The sequence below is a fragment of the Kutzneria kofuensis genome, assembly GCF_014203355.1.
In the GTDB taxonomy this organism is placed as follows: domain Bacteria; phylum Actinomycetota; class Actinomycetes; order Mycobacteriales; family Pseudonocardiaceae; genus Kutzneria; species Kutzneria kofuensis.
On record NZ_JACHIR010000001.1, the window covers coordinates 6,668,030 to 6,686,023 of the forward strand.

General features: G+C 71.5%; 20 protein-coding genes. 10 read left to right on the forward strand and 10 right to left on the reverse strand.

Annotated features, from left to right (window positions below):
- Nucleotides 1-38 precede the first annotated feature (38 nt).
- Nucleotides 39-341 carry an antibiotic biosynthesis monooxygenase family protein gene (locus BJ998_RS30905; protein WP_184866850.1) on the forward strand — a complete coding sequence of 101 codons (303 nt, stop codon included), beginning with the start codon at nt 39-41 and terminating at the stop codon, nt 339-341.
- Here BJ998_RS30905 and BJ998_RS30910 read toward each other — a convergent pair.
- Genes BJ998_RS30910 through BJ998_RS30920 form a run of 3 tightly spaced genes read right to left on the reverse strand, consistent with a single transcriptional unit; the run spans nt 316 to nt 3,700 of the window.
- The gene (locus BJ998_RS30910) at nt 316-2,055 is read right to left on the reverse strand and encodes an FAD-dependent oxidoreductase (protein WP_184866851.1); all 1,740 of its coding nucleotides are present in this window, start codon (nt 2,053-2,055) and stop codon (nt 316-318) included. The genes BJ998_RS30905 and BJ998_RS30910 overlap by 26 nt on opposite strands.
- A gap of 18 nt (nt 2,056-2,073) precedes the next feature.
- Complete coding sequence (locus BJ998_RS30915; protein ID WP_184866852.1) at nt 2,074-2,946, reverse strand: AraC family transcriptional regulator; 873 nt, start codon at nt 2,944-2,946, stop codon at nt 2,074-2,076.
- 37 nt (nt 2,947-2,983) lie between these two features.
- Nucleotides 2,984-3,700, reverse strand: a complete 717-nt coding sequence (locus BJ998_RS30920; RefSeq protein WP_184866853.1) for a TetR/AcrR family transcriptional regulator — start codon at nt 3,698-3,700, stop codon at nt 2,984-2,986.
- 52 nt (nt 3,701-3,752) lie between these two features.
- Here BJ998_RS30920 and BJ998_RS30925 point away from each other — a divergent pair, with 52 nt between their 5' ends.
- Entirely contained in the window at nt 3,753-5,189 is a 1,437-nt protein-coding gene (locus tag BJ998_RS30925) for an MFS transporter (protein WP_312890410.1), read from the forward strand.
- A gap of 30 nt (nt 5,190-5,219) precedes the next feature.
- Nucleotides 5,220-6,074 carry an NAD(P)-dependent oxidoreductase gene (locus tag BJ998_RS30930; protein ID WP_184866854.1) on the forward strand — a complete coding sequence of 285 codons (855 nt, stop codon included), beginning with the start codon at nt 5,220-5,222 and terminating at the stop codon, nt 6,072-6,074.
- Nucleotides 6,075-6,083: 9 nt separating this feature from the next.
- On the opposite strand, the gene BJ998_RS30935 is transcribed toward BJ998_RS30930, so the two are convergent.
- On the reverse strand, nt 6,084-6,770 hold the full coding sequence (locus BJ998_RS30935) for an SDR family oxidoreductase (protein WP_184866855.1): 687 nt from the start codon (nt 6,768-6,770) through the stop codon (nt 6,084-6,086).
- A 68-nt stretch (nt 6,771-6,838) separates the two neighbouring features.
- On the opposite strand from BJ998_RS30935, the gene BJ998_RS30940 reads away from it, so the two are divergent.
- Together BJ998_RS30940 and BJ998_RS30945 are read left to right on the forward strand one after the other, a co-directional pair.
- Nucleotides 6,839-7,411: a TetR/AcrR family transcriptional regulator gene (locus BJ998_RS30940; RefSeq protein ID WP_221338181.1), complete on the forward strand. Its 573-nt coding sequence runs from the start codon at nt 6,839-6,841 to the stop codon at nt 7,409-7,411.
- A gap of 31 nt (nt 7,412-7,442) precedes the next feature.
- The gene (locus BJ998_RS30945) at nt 7,443-7,976 is read left to right on the forward strand and encodes a GNAT family N-acetyltransferase (RefSeq protein WP_184866856.1); all 534 of its coding nucleotides are present in this window, start codon (nt 7,443-7,445) and stop codon (nt 7,974-7,976) included.
- Between the two features lie 3 nt (nt 7,977-7,979).
- On the opposite strand, the gene BJ998_RS30950 is transcribed toward BJ998_RS30945, so the two are convergent.
- Nucleotides 7,980-8,363: a hypothetical protein gene (locus BJ998_RS30950; RefSeq protein WP_184866857.1), complete on the reverse strand. Its 384-nt coding sequence runs from the start codon at nt 8,361-8,363 to the stop codon at nt 7,980-7,982.
- 95 nt (nt 8,364-8,458) lie between these two features.
- Here BJ998_RS30950 and BJ998_RS30955 point away from each other — a divergent pair, with 95 nt between their 5' ends.
- Nucleotides 8,459-9,016, forward strand: a complete 558-nt coding sequence (locus BJ998_RS30955) for a hypothetical protein (protein ID WP_184866858.1) — start codon at nt 8,459-8,461, stop codon at nt 9,014-9,016.
- A gap of 17 nt (nt 9,017-9,033) precedes the next feature.
- On the opposite strand, the gene BJ998_RS30960 is transcribed toward BJ998_RS30955, so the two are convergent.
- The 3 genes from BJ998_RS30960 to folE form a co-directional block, all read right to left on the reverse strand.
- Nucleotides 9,034-9,486: an HNH endonuclease gene (locus BJ998_RS30960; RefSeq protein WP_184866859.1), complete on the reverse strand. Its 453-nt coding sequence runs from the start codon at nt 9,484-9,486 to the stop codon at nt 9,034-9,036.
- Between the two features lie 69 nt (nt 9,487-9,555).
- A complete protein-coding gene (locus BJ998_RS30965; RefSeq protein ID WP_184866860.1) occupies nt 9,556-10,425 on the reverse strand; it encodes a LysR family transcriptional regulator in 870 nt (289 codons plus the stop codon).
- Between the two features lie 10 nt (nt 10,426-10,435).
- On the reverse strand, nt 10,436-11,023 hold the full coding sequence (gene folE, locus BJ998_RS30970; protein ID WP_184866861.1) for a GTP cyclohydrolase I FolE: 588 nt from the start codon (nt 11,021-11,023) through the stop codon (nt 10,436-10,438).
- 104 nt (nt 11,024-11,127) lie between these two features.
- On the opposite strand from folE, the gene BJ998_RS30975 reads away from it, so the two are divergent.
- Nucleotides 11,128-11,808, forward strand: coding sequence for a helix-turn-helix transcriptional regulator (locus BJ998_RS30975; protein WP_184866862.1), 681 nt, complete (start codon nt 11,128-11,130; stop codon nt 11,806-11,808).
- Here BJ998_RS30975 and BJ998_RS30980 read toward each other — a convergent pair.
- Complete coding sequence (locus BJ998_RS30980) at nt 11,805-13,328, reverse strand: long-chain-fatty-acid--CoA ligase (protein WP_184866863.1); 1,524 nt, start codon at nt 13,326-13,328, stop codon at nt 11,805-11,807. The two genes, BJ998_RS30975 and BJ998_RS30980, sit on opposite strands and share 4 nt — an antisense overlap.
- A gap of 101 nt (nt 13,329-13,429) precedes the next feature.
- Between BJ998_RS30980 and BJ998_RS30985 the strand changes: the two genes are divergently transcribed.
- Entirely contained in the window at nt 13,430-14,530 is a 1,101-nt protein-coding gene (locus BJ998_RS30985; RefSeq protein WP_184866864.1) for a TetR/AcrR family transcriptional regulator, read from the forward strand.
- A gap of 76 nt (nt 14,531-14,606) precedes the next feature.
- Here BJ998_RS30985 and BJ998_RS30990 read toward each other — a convergent pair whose 3' ends face one another.
- On the reverse strand, nt 14,607-15,779 hold the full coding sequence (locus BJ998_RS30990) for a molybdopterin molybdotransferase MoeA (RefSeq protein ID WP_184866865.1): 1,173 nt from the start codon (nt 15,777-15,779) through the stop codon (nt 14,607-14,609).
- A 158-nt stretch (nt 15,780-15,937) separates the two neighbouring features.
- Between BJ998_RS30990 and BJ998_RS30995 the strand changes: the two genes are divergently transcribed.
- Entirely contained in the window at nt 15,938-17,155 is a 1,218-nt protein-coding gene (locus tag BJ998_RS30995; RefSeq protein WP_184866866.1) for an MFS transporter, read from the forward strand.
- On the forward strand, nt 17,155-17,979 hold the full coding sequence (gene fdhD, locus BJ998_RS31000) for a formate dehydrogenase accessory sulfurtransferase FdhD (RefSeq protein WP_184866867.1): 825 nt from the start codon (nt 17,155-17,157) through the stop codon (nt 17,977-17,979). The genes BJ998_RS30995 and fdhD overlap by 1 nt, the downstream gene beginning before the upstream one ends.
- The last annotated feature ends 15 nt before the right edge of the window (nt 17,980-17,994 follow it).

The window sequence follows — 17,994 nt, forward strand, 5'->3', positions numbered from 1 at the left end:
GCGCTCCGCCACAGTGTGGCCGGGCGTAGGCTGGCGCCATGGCAGTCGTGAAGATCAACGCGGTCGAGGTGCCCGATGGCCAGGGCGAGGAACTGGAGAAGCGGTTCGCGGCCCGCGCCGGCGCGGTCGACTCCGAGCCCGGCTTCCTGGGCTTCGAGCTGCTCCGCCCGGTGGCCGGCGACAACCGCTACTTCGTCTACACCCGATGGGAGTCCGACGAGGCCTACCAGGCGTGGGCCGCGAAGGCCTTCGGCAACCACGGCGGCGGCCGGCCCGTGGGGACCGGCGCCAACCTGCTGGAGTTCGAGGTCGTGATCAGCGCGGGGCCGAAGCAGGCCTGACGATCGAGGTGTACGCCCGCGCCAGCGCGGCCGCCGGATCGTCCGGCAGCCGCGCGGCGCGCCAGGCGATGTAGCCGTCCGGACGCACCAGCAGCGCGCCGTCCTCGTCGATCTCCCTGGCCCGCAGCCAATCCCCGTACGCGTCGCGCAGTCCCTCCACCCCGATCCTGGTCACGGTGACGGGCAGCGACGCGGCCGCCTCCACCCAGGTCGTGCCGGAAATGCCGGTGAGCAGGGTGAACCGGCCCTTGCCGACGAGGTCCAGTGTGGACAGTCGGTGGCCGTCCGGGCCGACCAGCCACGCGTGCGGCACCCGTGCGCCGGGCCGGGTCGTCGCCTGGTGGTACAGCTCCTTGTCGGCGCGGAACACCTCTTCCGGCGAACCGTCCGGGATCACCGCCGACGACACGTAGCGCTGGTTCATCTCCACGCCGTGCGCGTTGAACTCGTAGTTCTTCAGCTCGATCGCCTCGGTCATCCGGGCCCGCCGCGCCGCCCCGTCCGCGTCGGGCGCGTCCAACGCCTTCATGCCGAGCGTGATCGCCTCGTCGTCGCCGCCGCCCGCGATGCCCAGCGTCTCGAAGATCGGCAGGAACTGGTCGCGGCTGAGGTTGGCCCGGTCCACGATCTGCCGGCCGACCGGGGCCCGCTCGGCGGTGTAGCTGTCCAGCAGCGCCGGGTCCGCGTCGCCGCGCAGCACCATGGCCAGCTTCCAGGCCAGGTTGTACGAGTCCTGAATGGACGTGTTGGAGCCGAGGCCGTTCGACGGCGGGTGCCGGTGCACGGCGTCGCCGGCGCAGAACACCCGGCCCGCCGAGTACTCCGTGGCATAGCTGTGGTTGACCGTCCACAGTGATGTCGAACTGATCGTCACGTCCAGCTCGGGATCGCCGACCAGGTCCCGCACGATCGCGGTGGCCGCCGCGTCGTCGACCTCCGGCGGCGCCTGGTTGATGTCGTACCCCCACGTGAGCAGCCACTGGTGCCACGGCCGCACGCACCGCACGAGGCCCATGCCGATGCCGCCCATCTCCGCGCCCGGCCGCATCACCCAGTACAGAATGCTCGGCCGGTGCGCGACGTACCGGCTCAGGTCGGCGTCGAAGACGATGTTCATGCTGCCGGCCTTGCCGGTACGACCGGCGACCGGCAGACCGATCTGCTCGGCGACCAGGCTGCGACCGCCGTCCGCGCCGATCAGGTAGCGGGCGCGGATCGTCTGCGTCTCCCCGCGCACCCGGTCCAGCACGGTCGCGGTGACGCCGTCGGAATCCTGTTGCAGGGACAGGAACTCCGTGTCGAAGCGGATCTTCGCGCCGCGCTCGGCCGCCCGGCCGACCAGAATCGGCTCCAGGTAGTTCTGCGGCAGGTCGATCATGCCGCACGGGCTCGCCGCGCCGTACTCGGTGGCGGAGGCGTCGCCGGTGCCCCAGGTGCGGATGCGGCCGATCTCCTTGCCGGCCAAGGATGTGCACAGCACCGTGTCGCCCATCAGGTGCTGCGGCGTGCCCTGCGCCTCGGCCTCGGCCTGGATGCCGAGGTCCCGCAGGACCTCCATGGTGCGCTGGTTGGTGATGTGCGCCCGTGGTGTGTTCGCCACCCAGCCGTACTTGGTGACGAGCGTGGTCCGCACGCCGTACGTGGCCAGCAGCAGCGCGGCCGACCCGCCGGCGGGCCCGCTGCCGACGACCAGGACATCTGTGTCGTGGGTCATCGCCAGAGTATTGCCGGGTCAGACCCGGTCCGCCTGCACGGAATGCGCGCCGCGCTGCACGTTCTGGCCGTTCGCCCGGACCGCGCCCGGAGTCGTGCCCAGCCGTGACCGCATCACCCGGGTCAGGTGCTCCTGGTGGCTGAATCCGCACCGCACCGCGATGTCCGCGATCGGCAACGTGCTCGTGCGCAACATCCGTTGGGCGTGCCGGAGCCGCAGGCCGACGAGGTAGCGGTGGGGCGTGTCGCCGGTGCTGGCCTTGAACTGGCGTACGAACTGACTGACGCTCAGCGCCGCCGCGTCCGCGAGATCGGTCAGTGGCAACGGTTCGGCGATGCGGGCCTCGATCAGCTCGCGGACCGCCGCGAGCTGGCGCTCGGTCAGGCCGACGACCGGCGTGGGCTGTCGCCGACGGGCCAGGTGGCTGGCCAGCAACGCGGTCAGGTGATCGACGTACGTGATGGCCGACGGCTCCCAGTCGCGCAGCACCCCGTCCAGCGCGAGCACCAACTGCTCCACCAGCGGGTCGACCGCGCCGACCTCCTCGGCCAGTTCGACCTTCTCGCCGAACGCCTCGTCGGCGAGGTAGACGTGCACGGTGTTCAGGCTGCCGCCCAGTTCGACGGTCAGATCGTGCCCGGCGGGATGCATGAACAGGCCGCCCGCCGGCACCGTGCGCGGGCGGTTGCGGCCGCGGCTCACTTGTACCGGCCCGTCCAGGTGCAGGATCACGGTGCTGGTCCGCGCCGCGTCGAAGCTGGCGCGGTAGGCGCGTTCCGCCTGCGTGGAGACGAAGATCCGGTGCCAGCCCAGGCCGGCGCTGGACCGCCTCGGCCGCACCCACGGCTGGCGGAGGATGCCGTTGGTGTCACGAAGGCCGAGTTCGCGCACGTCGAGCAGTGTACGCGGGTGGTAGTTGAACTTGCAACTACCTGGCGAGGTTGTCGATGATCAGGTTGACGGTGAAGTCGAACCGGTCGTGGCCGGTGCCGGCGGTCAGTTCGGCGGCGTGACGCCGGGTGTTCGGGAAGCGGTCGGCCGGCAGGGCGCTGAACCGGCTGACGAGTTCGTCCCGACCGAGGACCCAGGCGTCGTCGCGATGGTGTTGTCGTTGCTGGACGAGCGAGCGTTCCAGGGCGTAGGCGCTGACGTAGAGGCTGAGCGCGTCGATCGCCCAGGCGGCGGTCTGCGGTTCGATGCCGCCGGCCAGCAGGATCGCCAGGATGCCCTCGCTGACCCGCAGCGTTTCGAGGTGGGTGGGGACCATGGCCAGCGCGGCGCGGGAGACGCCCGGGTATCTCAGGTACTGGTCGCGGATCTGGGCGTACACGTCGAGGATCTGCTGCCGCCACGCGGCCGGGTCGGGTTCGGGCAACTCGATCTCGGCGCAGAGCCGGCCGATCAGCAGATCGTCGAGATCGTCCTTGTTGACGATGTGCGCGTACAGCGAGGACGGCCCGGTGTCGAGCACGGCCGCCACCCGGCGGATCGTCAGCGCGTCGTAGCCCTCGGCCGCGATAACCTGCAGCGCGGCGTCGGTGATCCGATCAGCGGTGATCGGCATCTTGCGCGGCGCGATCGGTGCGGAGGCGGCGGGAGCCGGTGCGTGGCGGGACGCGCGGCGTTGTCCGGGGTCGGCGGGCATGGTGACCACCCTACCTTGACACGAACTAAGTTCGTCTTCTAGAACTTAGTTCGTGAATATCGAACTTAGTTCGTCGGAGACGGCCCGTGCCGCTCCGCTCCCGCTCGGCCGCGCCTGGCTGGTCCTGGTGGTCGTCGTCATCGCCGACCTCATGGACCTCGTCGACACCAGCGTCGCCAACCTCGCCGGCCCCGCGATCCGCGCCGACCTCGGCGGCGGGCCGATGACCCTGCAGTGGGTGCTGTCCGCCTACACCGCGGCCTTCGCCCTCGGCCTGATCACCTCCGGCCGGCTCGGCGACCTGCTCGGCCGCCGCCGGCTGTTCCTGCTCGGCATGGCCGGCTTCACGGCTGCGTCGCTGGCCTGCGGCCTCGCGCCCGGCGCCGGCTTCCTGATCGTCGCCCGCCTGTTCCAGGGCCTGTTCGGAGCGGTGATGATCCCGCAGGGCATGGCCCTGGTGAAGATCGTTTTCCCGCCGGAGCACCTGCGCAGGGCACTGATGCCGTTCGGCCCGATCATGGGGCTGGCCATGGTGGCCGGGCCGATCCTCGCCGGCTGGCTGCTGCACCTGGACCTGTTCGGCAGCCAGTGGCGGTCGATCTTCCTGATCAACGTGCCGACCGGCCTGCTGGCCGCCGCCCTCGGCTGGCGCGTTCTGCCGCGGCACAGCGGCGAGGACAGCGGCGCCCGCCTGGACCTGCTCGGCGTTGGCCTGCTCACCGCCGGTTCGGCGCTCCTGATCGTGCCGCTCATCCAGGGACGCGACCTCGGCTGGCCGTCGTGGACGTACGCGATGATCGCCGGCGGGCTGGTGGCCTTCGGCCTGTTCGTCGTGTCGGAACGCCGCAGCAGCCACCCGGTGATCACCCGGTCGCTGTTCGGCAAGCGCAGCTTCATCGTCGGCCTGCTGATCACCGGCGGCTTCTACGCCTCGCTCAGCGCGTTCGTCCTGGCCGTCAACCTGCTGCTCCAGTCGGGCCTGGGCTGGACACCGCTGGACACCGGCTTCGCGCTGATCCCTTGGGCGGCGGGCACCGCGGTCGCCACGCTGCTGTCCGGTGCGGTGCTCGCCGCAAGGCTAGGGCGGGCCAACCTGCATCTGGGACTGGCCATCGCCGTCGTCGGTCTGCTCGCGCTCTGGTGGTCCACCGCGCACTGGGGTGCGGCCGTCACCGTGTGGCAGTTGGCGCCGGCCCTGTTCCTGACCGGCGCCGGCTCCGGGCTGCTGTTCATCCCGCTGTTCGACTTCATCCTCGGCGACGCCACCACCGAAGAAGTCGGCACCGGCGCGGGTGTGCTCAACGCCGCCCAGCAGTTCGCCGGTGCCGTCGGCGTCGCCGCCCTCGGCACCGTGTTCTTCGCCCGCGTCGGGCAGCCCTCGACGTCGTCCTACTTCGCCGCCGCCGACCTGGTGTTCGCCATCTGCGCCGGCGTCTTCGTCCTGGCGTTGCTCCTGGTCGGGCTCCTGCCCAAGCACTCCCAGCACTAGCTGGTCGGCTGCGGCCGTGATACTGGCGCCATGAGGATGCCGGGGACGGTCGGGGTGGTCGGGGTCGGGCGCATGGGCACGCCGTTGATCGCCCGGCTGGTCGCGTCCGGACATGACGTCGTGGCCACCGACATCCGGCCCTCTCGGCGGCCGGCTGCCGAGGAGGCCGGTGCCCGGTGGGTCTCGGAGCTGGATTCCTGTGACGTCCTGCTGACCGTCCTGCCGGGGAACGCCGAGCTGGCGGAGTACTCCCCGGTGGACTGTCGCATGTGGATCGACTTGACCAGTGGATCGGTTGAGACCGGCCAGAAGTTGGCTCGGCAACACGATGTGACGTACCTCGACGCGCCGATGGGCGGCGGGGTGTCGGCGATGCGGGAGGGCACCGTCACGCTCTATGTCGGCGGGCCCGGCGAAGCACTGGAGGCCGCCACGCCGCTGCTGCGGTCGTTCGCCTCGACCATCCACCACGTCGGTGATCACGGGGCCGGCTATCTGGCCAAGCTGCTGATCAACCTCCAGTGGTTCGGGCACGCCGCGTTGGCCACCGAGGCGTTGCTCCTGGCCCGGCGGCACGGTGTGCCGCCGGGCCGGATGCGTTCCCTGTTGCTCGGCAGCGCCGGCGACAGCGCCTTCGTGCAACGCCATCTGCCGGCGCTGTTGGACGGTGACTACCTTCGCGACTTCGGCCTGGACCGGTGCCTCGAGGAGTTGGAGTCCGTCGAGCGCAGCGCCGCCGTGGCCGGCACGCCCCACCGGCTCAGCTCGCTCGTGGCGGAGCTGCACCGCTCGGCGTTGGAGCGGTTCGGGCCGGAGGACGGGGAGTTGCTGGTCCCGGCGCTGCTGGAGGAGCAGGCGGGATTTCGCTTGTCGGGCAAGGACTAGCGGGTCTCGTCAGGCGACCGTCAGGCCGCCGTCGACCGGCAGCACGCTGCCCGTCACGTAACTTGCCCGGATCAGGTAAGCCACCGCGTCCGCTACCTCCTCGGGACGGCCGGCGCGCTTGATCGGCATGCCTTCGGCCATCGCCGCGAACTGCTGCTGCCGCTGGTCGGCCGGGATGAACGACCACCAGTCGGTGTCGATCGCGCCCGGCGAGACGGCGTTGACCCGGACCGGCGCCAGCTCGGCGGCCAACGGCGACACGACCCGTTCGATCGCGCCGTTGACCGCCGCGAGCGTGCTCAGCCCCGGTGCGCCGGCGCGGGCGCTGGCAGCCGACAGCATCGTCACCGACTCCGTGACCAAGGCCGCCTTGATCGCGTACAGGTACGCGAAGAGCTTTCCTTCGAACGCCGCCCGGACGTCCTGCATCGACTTCTCCCGCAGCGGCCCCAGGCCGACCGCGCCGGGGCTGAAGTTGAGCACCAGGTGCTCGAACTCGCCCGTCCGCTCGAAGAACGCCGCGACGTCCGGCTCCGACGTCGCATCCAGCCGTTCCGCCACCGCCACCCGGTCCTTGACCGCTGCCAGCCGCTCCGGATCGCGGCCCGTGACCGTCACCTCCGCCCCGTCCGCGGTCAGCCGCTCCGCGACCGCCAGGCCGATTCCGCTGGTTCCGCCCAGCACCACAACGCGCATGTCGCCTCATTTCGATACGGTCCGTCTCGATACTAAAGCGAGACGTCGCGTCTTGTAAACTCGCCGCCGTGACTGGGGACCGGCGACCGGGACGGCCGCGCAGCGAGGCCACCAGGCGGGCGATCCTGGCCGCCGCCATCGACGAGCTCACCGAGCGCGGCTACTCGCAGCTGTCCGTCGAGGGCATCGCCGCCCGCGCCGGCGCCGGCAAGCAGACGATCTACCGGTGGTGGCCGTCCAAGGCCGATGTCGTGCTGGACGCGATGCTGGAGGAGGCCGCCAGCCGGATCACCGTGCCCGACGAGGGATCGCTCGACGCCGACCTCAACGCCTTCCTCGCCGCCACCTTCCGCCAGCGCGGGCAGCGCCCCGTGCTCGTCGGCCTGATGGCCGAGGCCCTGCTCGACCCGACCTTCGCCGCCCAGTTCCGCGACCGCTTCCTCTTCGGCCGCCGCGACGTTCTCCGCTCCGTGCTGCGGCGGGCCGCCGAGCGCGGCGAGATCGCTCCCGACGTCGACCCGGAGATGTTGCTGGACATCGTGTTCGGCGTGCTCTGGTACCGGCTGCTGCTCGACCACGCCCCGCTCGACGACGAGGCCGGCCGCCAGCTGGCCACGCTGGTCGTCCGCGCCGCCCGATAATCCGGTTGTGCCGGATTGCTACGTTCGGCCCATGCTGACCGGGAAGCTTGTGCGGCTGCGGGCGCTCGAACCGTCCGACGCGGAGGCGATCCAGCGCTGGAACGAGGATCCGGCCGTGCTGCAGTGGATGATCAACGACTATCCCGAGTCACTGCCGCAGATCGCCAAGCGCCTGGGCGAGGACCGGCCCCGTAACAGCTACGACAAGCTCATCCTCGCCATCGAGACCCTCGCCGACCGGACGCCCATCGGCGTCATCGCCCTCACCGACGCCGAGCCCGAGAACGGCCGCGCCGAACTCGACGTGTACGTCGGCGAGGCCGCCTACCGCAACGGCGGCTACGGCACCGACGCCATCCGCGTCATCTGCCGCTACGGCTTCGACCAGATGCGCCTGCACGGCATCTCCCTCTGGGTCGTCCCCGAGAACGAAGCCGCCCGCCACGTCTACAAGAAGCTCGGCTTCGTCGAGGAGGGCCGCGAACGCGAGCGCTTCCGCCGCGACGGCAAGTGGTACGACCTCATCGTCATGAGCATGCTCGAAGGCGAACTCGTCGACGAGTGATCGTCACTGCTCGGAGCGGGCGAGGATCATGGGGAAGGCGCGGGCGAACGACGCGAGGCTCTTGAAGGGCTCGCCCGTGAGGACGCGTTCGGCGATGGTGAACGGCATGGCGGTGTGTCCCTTGATCACGACAACCGGATTCGGGGACTGGTCGTGCGTGGACCAGGAGCCGCCGTAGGCCTCGATGAGGACCTCGCCGGTGTAGGCGCCGACGAGCTTCCACCAGAGGTCGAGGCGAGCCTCGGAGAGGGGACCGTCGGTCAGCAGTTCGGCGCAGACGGAGTCGAGAATGCCGAGGCTGTCGACGGTGAAGTCGAGCCGGCGGGAGAACTTGTCGGCGACGAGGGCGACGCACTGCTCGGCGACATGGCGGAAGTTCGGGGACACGGGGGGATGGTGCCATGGGAAGGCATGCCACGTAGGGGTTTGTGGTTGTTTGATGGCGGTCGGGACCACCGCGATCTGTGACATTATCGGGTTCCATGACGACGCGTATCGACGTGAAGCGCCTTCCGCGGGACGTCGTGGAACTCATCGACGCTGGCGAGGACCTGGTCATCACCAGGAACGGCGAGACGATCGCCACGATCGCCACGGTCGTCAGGACCAACGGGGCCTTCGACGTCGGGCCGGGCACGGACGACACCTACGACGTCACGGTCGTCGCCACCACGATGAAGCTGTCGCCTGCGGCCAGGACGGCGCTGTCGGAACAACTCGGCCCGGACTACATCGTGCTGGACATGCATTCGGCCCCGACGACGGCGGACGTGGTGCTGGTGCCGCCGGCCAGCCCGCAGCTGATCGGGGCCCTGCGCGAGACGTACCCGAAGGCGCGCATCGTGGTCGCCGAGATCGAGGACCCGGTGCTGGGGATCCGGTACGAGGGCCCGGTCCGGCGCCTGATCGACGCCGGCGCCGAGACCTACCTCGCCTCGACCACGATCCACCGCCTGGCAACGCAATTGGACCACGTCGTCACGCAGCAGCGGCAGCAGCTCGCGGCCGGCGGCCCCGCACAACTGGAAATCGAGGCCTGACCGTCCGGAAAGGACGGTCAGGCGTACAGGTCGGCCCAGGTCGGCACGTGCGGGGTGACGAGCAGCTGCATGCCGGCCTCGGCGGGCAGGCGGTTGCCCTTGCGGGCGTTGCAGCTGCGGGCGCTGCCGCCGCAGCAGGCGACGGTGTTGAGCCAGCTGGTCCGGGCGCCGCCGCGCGACAGGGGCACGACGTGGTCGATGGTGTCGGCGGGGCGGCCGCAGTAGGCGCAGCGGTGGCCGTCGCGCTGCAACACGCCACGTCGGGTCCAACGCGGCGGGCGGCTGTAGCGCCACTTCATCACGACGTAGCGGACGAGCCGCACGACCCGGGGCAGCGGGTAGTGCCCGAACATCGTGTCGGCGTCGGCCTCGTGGATCTCGGCGACGTTGCGTACGAGCATTCGGACGGCGTGCGGCACCGACACGGTCTGCAGCGGCTCCAAGCTCGCGTTGAGCACCAGTACGCCCATGACCTGCCACCTCCTCTCGTGCGCACAATCTTCTAAGCGCGCAAGAAGGGCGTCAATCGGTATATCGGGTCAGTCCACAGAGGACAGTGCGCCGAACACGGCCCGGATCCGCGGCAGGTGCTCGCGGCCCCGCCGGGTTCCGATGTGGATGGTGTTGACCACGGGCTGCGCCGGCCGGTGCAGCACGGCCAGCCGGCCGGCGGCGAGGTGTTCCTCCACCAGGTAGTGCGGCGCGATGGTCAGCCCGGCCCCGGCCAGCACGGCGGCGACCACGGCCCGGAAGTCGTTGACGACCAGCGCGGGCGTCGGCGGCCGAATGGCCCAGCACTCCCGGAAGTACCGCCGCGCCATCGGCATCTCCTCGGAGTAGCCGACGAACCGCCGCTCCTGCCCGGGCTCGTACGGCTCGTCGCCGGCCCGCCCGACCAGCAGGAACCGCTCCTCCAGCAGTTGCACGAGATACATCCGCCGGGTCGGAACGCCCTCGATCTTGGTCAGCAGCGCCACGTCGATCTCGTCGCGCAGCACGGCCTGCACGAGGTCGGGCGACAGCCCGACCCGGCACCGCACGGTCAGCCCCTCGGCCAGCAGCGGCGGCATCCGGGTGACGACGAAGCGTTCCAGCAGGTCGACGGGGGCGCCGACGAACACCGGCCCGGCCCCGGACAGGGTCGCGGAGCGCAGGCCGTCCAGCGCCCCCTCCAGGGCGTCGATGTGCTCGGCGACCTCGGCGGCCAGGCTGTGGCCGGCCTCGGTCGGCGTGATGCCGCGGCCGGCCCGCCGGAACAGCGGCCGGCCGACGGACTCCTCGATGGCCTTGAGGTGGTGCGACACCGCGGGCTGCGACAGCCGCAGCGCCTCGGCCGCCCGGGCGACCCCGCCGGTCCGGTACACGCTCAGGAACGACCGCAGGGCAACCAGTTCGGGACGGTTCGACACCCGTCCTAGCTTATTTGACCCCGGCCAGCGCGAAGAACTCCTGGCGCGACCGCGCGTCGGAGCGCAGCGTGCCGAGCAGGGTGGAGGTGACGGTGTTCGACCCGACGGCCCGCACGCCGCGCAGCGTCATGCAGGTGTGCTCGGCCTCGATCACGACACCGACGCCCTTGGGGGTGAGCTGGGTGCACAGCCAGTCGGCGATCTGCTTGGTCAGCCGCTCCTGCACCTGCGGCCGGCTGGCGAAGTGCTCGACGACACGGGCCAGTTTGGACAGTCCCAGGATGCGGGCGTCCGGCAGGTAGCCGACGTGCGCGACGCCGACGAACGGCAGCAGGTGGTGCTCGCACACCGACCGCACCGGGATGCTGCGGGCCAGCACCAGTTCGTCGTAGCCTTCGTCGTTGGGAAAAGTGGTCAGGTCGAACGGCCGCGGCGTGAACAGCTCGGCGTACGCCCGCGCCATCCGGCCCGGCGTGGCGCGCAGGCTCTCGGTGTCGGTGTCCACGCCCAGCGCGCGCAGCAGCTCGCCGGCGGCGCGCTCGGCGGCCTCGAGGTCGACACCGGCGGCGGGCTCGTGGACCACCCGTAACGCGTGCATGCGGCCTCCTCCGTTCCAGTTTCGCCAATAGATGTTGGTCTTATCGACGTCGCAGGTCAAGAAGTGTGGTTGCGGACACGGTCGTAGGCGATATTCTGGGCAGGGTGAGCACCGATCGGGCGATCAGCGCCGTGGCCGCCCTCGACGACGGCCTGCGCCGCGGCATGTTCGACTTCATCCGCGCCGCCGGCCATCCCGTGACCAGGGACGAGGCGGCCGCGGCGGTCGGCATCTCCCGCAAGCTCGCCGCGTTCCACCTGGACAAGCTGGTCGACGCCGGCCTGCTGCGAGCCCACTACGAGGGCGCCGGCCGGGTCGGCCGGGCCCCCAAGGTGTACGAGCCGTCGGACGTCGACGTCCAGGTCAGCATCCCGGCCCGGCAGTACAACCTGCTCGCCGACATTCTCGTCGACGCCGTGCTGACCGACGACCCGCGCGGCGCGGCTGAGACGATCGCCACTGATCGCGGCCGGACCGTCGGGGCGGCGGAGCGCGAGGGGGAGCGGCCGGGGCGGCTCGGCACCGAGCGGGCGCTGACCATGACCTGTCGGCTGCTCGCGCGGCACGGCTTCGAGCCGCTGCGGGACACCCCCACGACCGTCCGGATGCGGGACTGCCCGTTCCACCCGCTGGCGGCGAAGGCCCGCGACCTGGTGTGTGGCATCAACCGGGCGTTCCTGGAGGGCGTGATCGACGGCCTGGAGGCGCGGACGGTGGAGGCGGTGCTGGCCCCGGGCGGCGCCGGCGACTGCTGCGTCGAGCTGCGGCCCCGGCACGAGGACTAGGAAACGCCGCGGTCCCGGCCTTCCCAGTGCCGGGACCGCAGCACCCGCTTGAGGATCTTGCCGGCCCCCGAGACCGGCAACTCCTCGACGAATTCCACCGATCGGGGCGTCTTGTAGCCGGCGATGTGCTCCCGGCAGTGGTCACGCAGCTCGTCGGCGGTCGGCGAGTGGCCGTCCACCAGCACGACGACGGCGTGCACCCGTTCGCCCCACTGCTCGTCCGGCACGCCGATCACCGCGCACGAGGCGACCGCCGGGTGCTTGGCCAGCGCGTTCTCCACCTCGGCCGAGTACACGTTCTCGCCGCCGGAGACGATCATGTCCTTGAGCCGGTCGACGACGTACACGTAGCCGTTCTCGTCCATGTAGCCGCCGTCGCCGGTGTGCATCCAGCCGCCACGCAGCGCGCTCGCCGTCTCCTCGGGCCGGTTCCAGTAGCCCAGCATCACGTTGTCGCCGCGGACCACGATCTCGCCGACGGTGCCGCGCGGCACCTCGTGGTCCTGGTCGTCCACGACCATCACCTCGACGTGCGGCGCGGCCTGCCCGGCCGAGCGGCGCAGGCGGGCGTTGTGGTGCGCCTCCGGGCTGAGCAGCGTCGCGACCGGCGCCAGCTCGGTCATGCCGTACGCCTGCGTGAACTCGGTGGTGGGCAGGCGCTCGGCCGCGCGGTCGAGGAGGGCCTCCGAGATCGGCGACGCGCCGTAGACCAGGTGGCGCAGGCTGGACAGGTCATGCTCGGCGGCCTCCGGTGAGTCGACCAGCAGCTGGATCATCGTCGGGACGAGCAGGACGTCGGTGACGCGGTGCCGCTCGATCGCCTCGGCGACGCCCTTGGGGGTGAAGGAAGGCACCATCACGTGCGTGCCGCCGACCACGTTGCGGGCCGACCAGGCGGCGCCGTCGGCGAGGTGGAACATCGGCGCGGCGTGCAGGTAGCGGCCGCCCGGCGACATGAACCCGCCGGCGGCGGCGCTGCCCAGCGCCGACACGAGGATGTTGTCGTGGCTGAGCATCACGCCCTTGGGCCGGCCGGTGGTGCCGCCCGTGTAGAAGATGCCGGCCAGCGAGTCGCCGCCGCGGCGCGCGTCCGGCGCCGGCTCGTGCGTGTCGATCAGGTAGTCGACGACCTCCGCGCCGCCGATGACCGTTCGCAGGCACGGCGCCTCCTCCCGCAGCTGCGGCACCAGCGGCGCGAACGTCTCGTCGACGTAGAGGACTCGGGTGTCGGAATCCTGCAGCGAGTAGGCGATTTCGCTTGCGGCCCAACGGGTGTTGACCGGGGTGACGACGGCGTCCGCCCACGGCACGGCCAGCAGCAACTCGTGGTAGACGTCCGAGTTCAGGGCCAGCAGGCCGACCCGGTCACCGGGGCCGATGCCCAGGTCCCCGAGCGCGGCGGCCAGGCGGGCCACCCGGTCGGCGCTCTCCGCCCAGGTCCGCACCCGGTCGCCGAAGATCGTCGCCGGCAGGTCCGGGGTCTGCCGCACCGCGCGGTGCACGCACTGGGTGAGCTCCATGCCCGACCTCCCTCCGCATCGCGATTCACTTTATAGCCGATTACGCACGTCGAACGCGATGTCCAAGGCCCGATGGACCGACGTGTGGTTCACTATTGACCATGGCCACCCGCCCGCGCGACCGCCGCAAGCAGGTACTCGCGGCGGCGGCGCGGCTGTTCTGGCAACACGGCTTCCACCGCGTCGGCATGAGCGACATCGCCGCCGAGGTGGGTATCGGGGCGAGCGCGCTGTACCGGCACTTCCGCGGCAAGGAGGACCTGCTCGCGGCCGTCATCGACGAGAGCCTGGACTGGCTGGAGGACGCCATGGCCGCCGCGCCGGCGGACGTCGACGGCACGATCGCCGCCGTGTCCGAGGTGGTGCTGGCCCGGCGCGAGTTCGGCGTTCTGTGGGACCGAGAGGGTTCGCACCTGTCGCCGGAGCAGCGGCGAGCCGTGCGCCGGCGGCTGCGGGCCGCCGTGGAACGGGTCGCCCGTCCGATCGCGGACCAGGGGCTGATGCGGGCCCGTGCCGTCACGGCTGTGCTGGCCAGCGTCTCGTATCACCGGTACGAGATCACCGCCGAGCAGCTGCGCCGGATCGCCGAGGCGCTGGTCACCGTGGAACTTCCCGGTGTGGCAACGGAAGCCGCCACTGCCGGCAAGGATCCGCAGACTCCGGTGTCGCGGCGGGAGGCCGTCCTGGTCGCCGCCGCGCGGCTGTTCGCCGAGCGCGGGTTCGCGTCCGTGAGCCTCGCGGACGTCGGCGCCGCTGCCGGCATCGCCGCGCCCAGCGTCTACAACCACTTCGCCAGCAAGCATGATCTGCTGATCGCCGCGCTGAACCGGGGCACGGAGTCGATCTGGCTTTCGCTGCACCACGTGCTGCGCACCGCCGACGGGCCCGCCGATGCCCTGGACCGGGCCATCGACGGCTATCTGTCCTTCGCCACGGACAATCCCGACCTGATCCGGCTGCTGCTCGCCGAGGTGTTGAACGTGCCGGAGGAGTCGCAGGAGACGCTGGCCCGGACGCGGCGCGAGTACGCCGCGGAGTTCGTCGCGCTCCTGCAGCGGGTCCGGCCCGGGATCGCCGCCGATTCCGCGTGGGCCATCGTGCTCGGCACGTTCGGCGTGATCAACGCGATGACCCAGGTTCCCTACCTGCGCGGCCGTCCCGAGATCCGGATCTTCGCCCACGCCCTGCTGTGGTCGGTGTGAGCAACGTGACGATCAGGCAGGTGTCGGTCACGCCCACGACGCTCCCGATGCGGGCCTTGGCCCGCAACGGAATCGTTCAGAGCGGGAGGACCTCCACCTCGGGTCCGGTCCACTGTGGAGGGACGACGGCGAGGACGTCCGCCATCGCCGCGCCCCAGAGGCTGCCGGCCCGGTCGCGGCCGACGGGGACCAGGGCGTCGTCCGTGCGGACGGCCGGCACGAGGCGGGTTTCGCGGTCACGAGCGGCGATGCGGCCGCGGAGGCGGCCGGTGAGCGGGGCCTTCGGGGAGCGCCCGGCGAGGCCGTTCAGCAGCGGGGCGAGCAGGGTGTGACCGGCGGCGAGGGCGGCGAAGGGGTTGCCCGGGAGGCCGACCACGTGCCGGCCGTCGGGCAGGGTGGCGAGGAGTTGCGGGTGCCCCGGCCGGCAGGCGACGCCGTCGACCAGGATGTCCGCCTTCTGCGCACCGAGGACCGGGCGCAGGTGGTCGGCCGGCCCCGTCGAGGTGGAGCCGCAGACCGCGACCACGTCGACGTCGTCGCAGGCCAGCGCCTCAGACAGCGCGCCGGCCCGGTCGGCGGCGAACTGCGTGTCGACGAGCTCGCCGCCCGCGGCGGTGATCAGGCCGGGGAGCAGCGGGCCGATGGCGTCGCGGACCTGGCCGAGGGTGGGGAGCCCGGTGGTCAGGAGTTCGTCGCCGCTGACCACCACGCGGACGCGGGGCCGGCGGTGTACCCGGAGGTTGTCGTAGCCCACGCTCGCGGCGAGCCCGAGCACCGCCGGCGTGACGACCGTGCCCGCCTGGAGAATCCGCCGGCCGCGCGGAACGTCCTCGCCGCGGCGGCGGATGTGGTTCTTGGCGGGCAGAACGCCGGACACGGTCCGCCCGGGTGATTCGGCGTCGTGGGTTCCCGGTGCGCCGTCCACGATGGACAGCTCAACCGGAAGGACCGCTTCCGTGCCAACGGGAACGGGCGCGCCGGTGGCGATTTCGAAGGCTTGGCCGGGTTCGAGCGCCGCAGCGGAGGAGCACGGGCCGGCGAGGCGGCGACCGACGATCGTCCACGGGCCGGGGCCTCGGACGGCGTAGCCGTCCATGGCGCTGGTGTCGCACAGCGGGAGCGGCACCAGCGCGGGCAGGTGTTCGGTGAGGGCGAGGCCCAGGGCCTCGTGCAGGGTGACCGTGATCGTCTCCAGCGGCTCGGCCGCGTCCCGCGCGGCCTGCCTGGCTTCCGCCCAGCCCGTGGTCATGCTATACAACTTATCACATACTGTATGCAATCGGCAGGATGTGGTGGACGGCCGCGAGAACCGGGGTGCACAGGGGTCGAAATCACCCCCGGCGGGCGGGTGGCATGAACGGCGGCACGACGGACGGACGGGCTCGACCTGAGCGGACGGTGAGACCGATGGCAACCGAGGTGAGCGACTTCTACGGCCGGCGGTACCGGATCGGCGAGAGCGATCAGGAGCTGCTGGGGCACTCCAGGAACTGGGTGCTGGCGGCGGCCTGCGCGGCGATGCTGGTCGCCGGGGCCGGGCAGTACGGGTTCGGGCTGATCGTGGGCGGGGGCAACTACTGGCTGCTGGCCATCTGGGTGGCGACGCAGGCGGTGGCGGTGTTCCCGCTGGCGTTGCTGCGAGAGCGGCTGCACGTCCGGCCGACGCCGGCGATGATCGTGGGCGCGATCCTCTCCGCGGTGGGCGATCTGTTCGCGGGCCCGTGGTCGGCGGTGCTGGGCGGCCTGGGGGCGGCGATCGTCTACGGCACGTGCTTCGGCGTCGTGGCCAAGTGGTTCCCGGAGCGGCGGACGTGCCTGGGCCTGGTCAGCGGATCGTTCGCGGCGGGGGCGGTGTTGTTCGCGACCCCGTTGCCGATCATCGCGGTGGTGGTGATCACGGCCTGCGGCATCGTGCTGCGGGAGCCGCCGGCGGACTGGTGGCCGCAGAGCCCGGACCCGCGGAAATGGGCGCTGGACAAGACGATGAACCTCAGCCTGCGGCACAGCCGGCCGGCGATCCGCCGGTACACGCCGGGTGAGCTGCTGCGCTGCCCGACCTCGGCGGTGATGTACGTGCTGGTGGCCTGCGCGGCGGCGGCGTGGCTGTTCGACGTCGCATACATGGCCGCCTTCGTGACGTCCAGCGGGTGGGGGTACGCCTTCGCGGCCGTCGCCGTCTGCCTGCTGACGGTGGCGAGCGGCGTGGCCCGCTGGGCGACGGGCTGGGCCGGGGAGCAGTTCGGCGTCGGCAAGGTGGTCCGGGCCGCCCTGGCGCTGGGCGCTCTCGGCCAGCTGCTGCTGATCGTCGCCGGCCAGAACCAGTCCGGTGTCCTGCTGGCGTTCGCGGCGCTGCTGGTCGGCACCACCGCGGGCTGCTGCTACGCACTGCTGCCCGCTCTGGTGGAGGCGCACTTCGGTGACCAGGCGGGCCTGCTGAACTTCGGTCTGGTCTACAGCGCCAAGGCGGTCGGCGGCATCGTCGGCATCGGCCTGGCCGCCTCGATGGTCGCGACGTACGGCTACGCGGCCGGCTTCCTGCTCGCGGCCGGCCTGGGCGTGACGGGCGCGATCGCGGGCGGCCTGCTGCGCCAACCCGGCGTGCCCCGGCTGCTGGTGCCGGTCTGATGGGCCGCGTCACCGCACGGCGGCGAGTGGTCCGCGTCGTGGACGGCCGGGTGAGCGCCCGGCCGGACACGCTCGCCGCCGAGGAACCGCTGGAGATCCGGGTCGGCGGCCAGCCGCTGTCGGTCACCATGCGCACGCCCGGCCACGATTTCGACCTGGCGGCGGGTTTTCTGGTCTCCGAGGGAGTGATCGGCAAGGCCGGCGAGCTCAGCGCGATCCGGTACTGCGCCGGCGCGACCGTCGACGGCGGCAACACCTACAACGTGCTGGACGTCGGACTCGCGCCCGGGGTCCCGCCGCCGGATCCGTCGGTGGAACGCAACTTCTACACCACCTCCTCGTGCGGGCTGTGCGGCAAGGCGAGCCTCGACGCCGTGCGGGCGACCAGCCGCTGGTCCGTCGAGTACGACGAGCTCACGGTCGACATCGACACCATCACGACGATGCCGGACACGCTGCGCACGGCCCAGCTAGTGTTCGATCGAACGGGTGGTCTGCACGCTGCGGGACTGTTCACCCGGGACGGTCGGCTGCTGTGCCTGCGCGAGGACGTCGGCCGGCACAACGCCGTGGACAAGGTGATCGGCTGGGCCCTGCGCGACGACCGGCTGCCGCTGAGCGGAACTGTGCTCATGGTCAGCGGCCGAGCATCCTTCGAGTTGGTGCAGAAGGCCGTGATGGCCGGAATTCCGGTGCTGGCCGCGGTGTCGGCGCCGTCGTCGCTGGCGGTCGAACTGGCCGCGGAGATGGGGCTGACGCTGATCGGTTTCCTGCGCGGCAGCTCGATGAACGTCTACACCGGAGGCCGGCGGCTGGGTCTCTGATCACGCGGTGGCGAT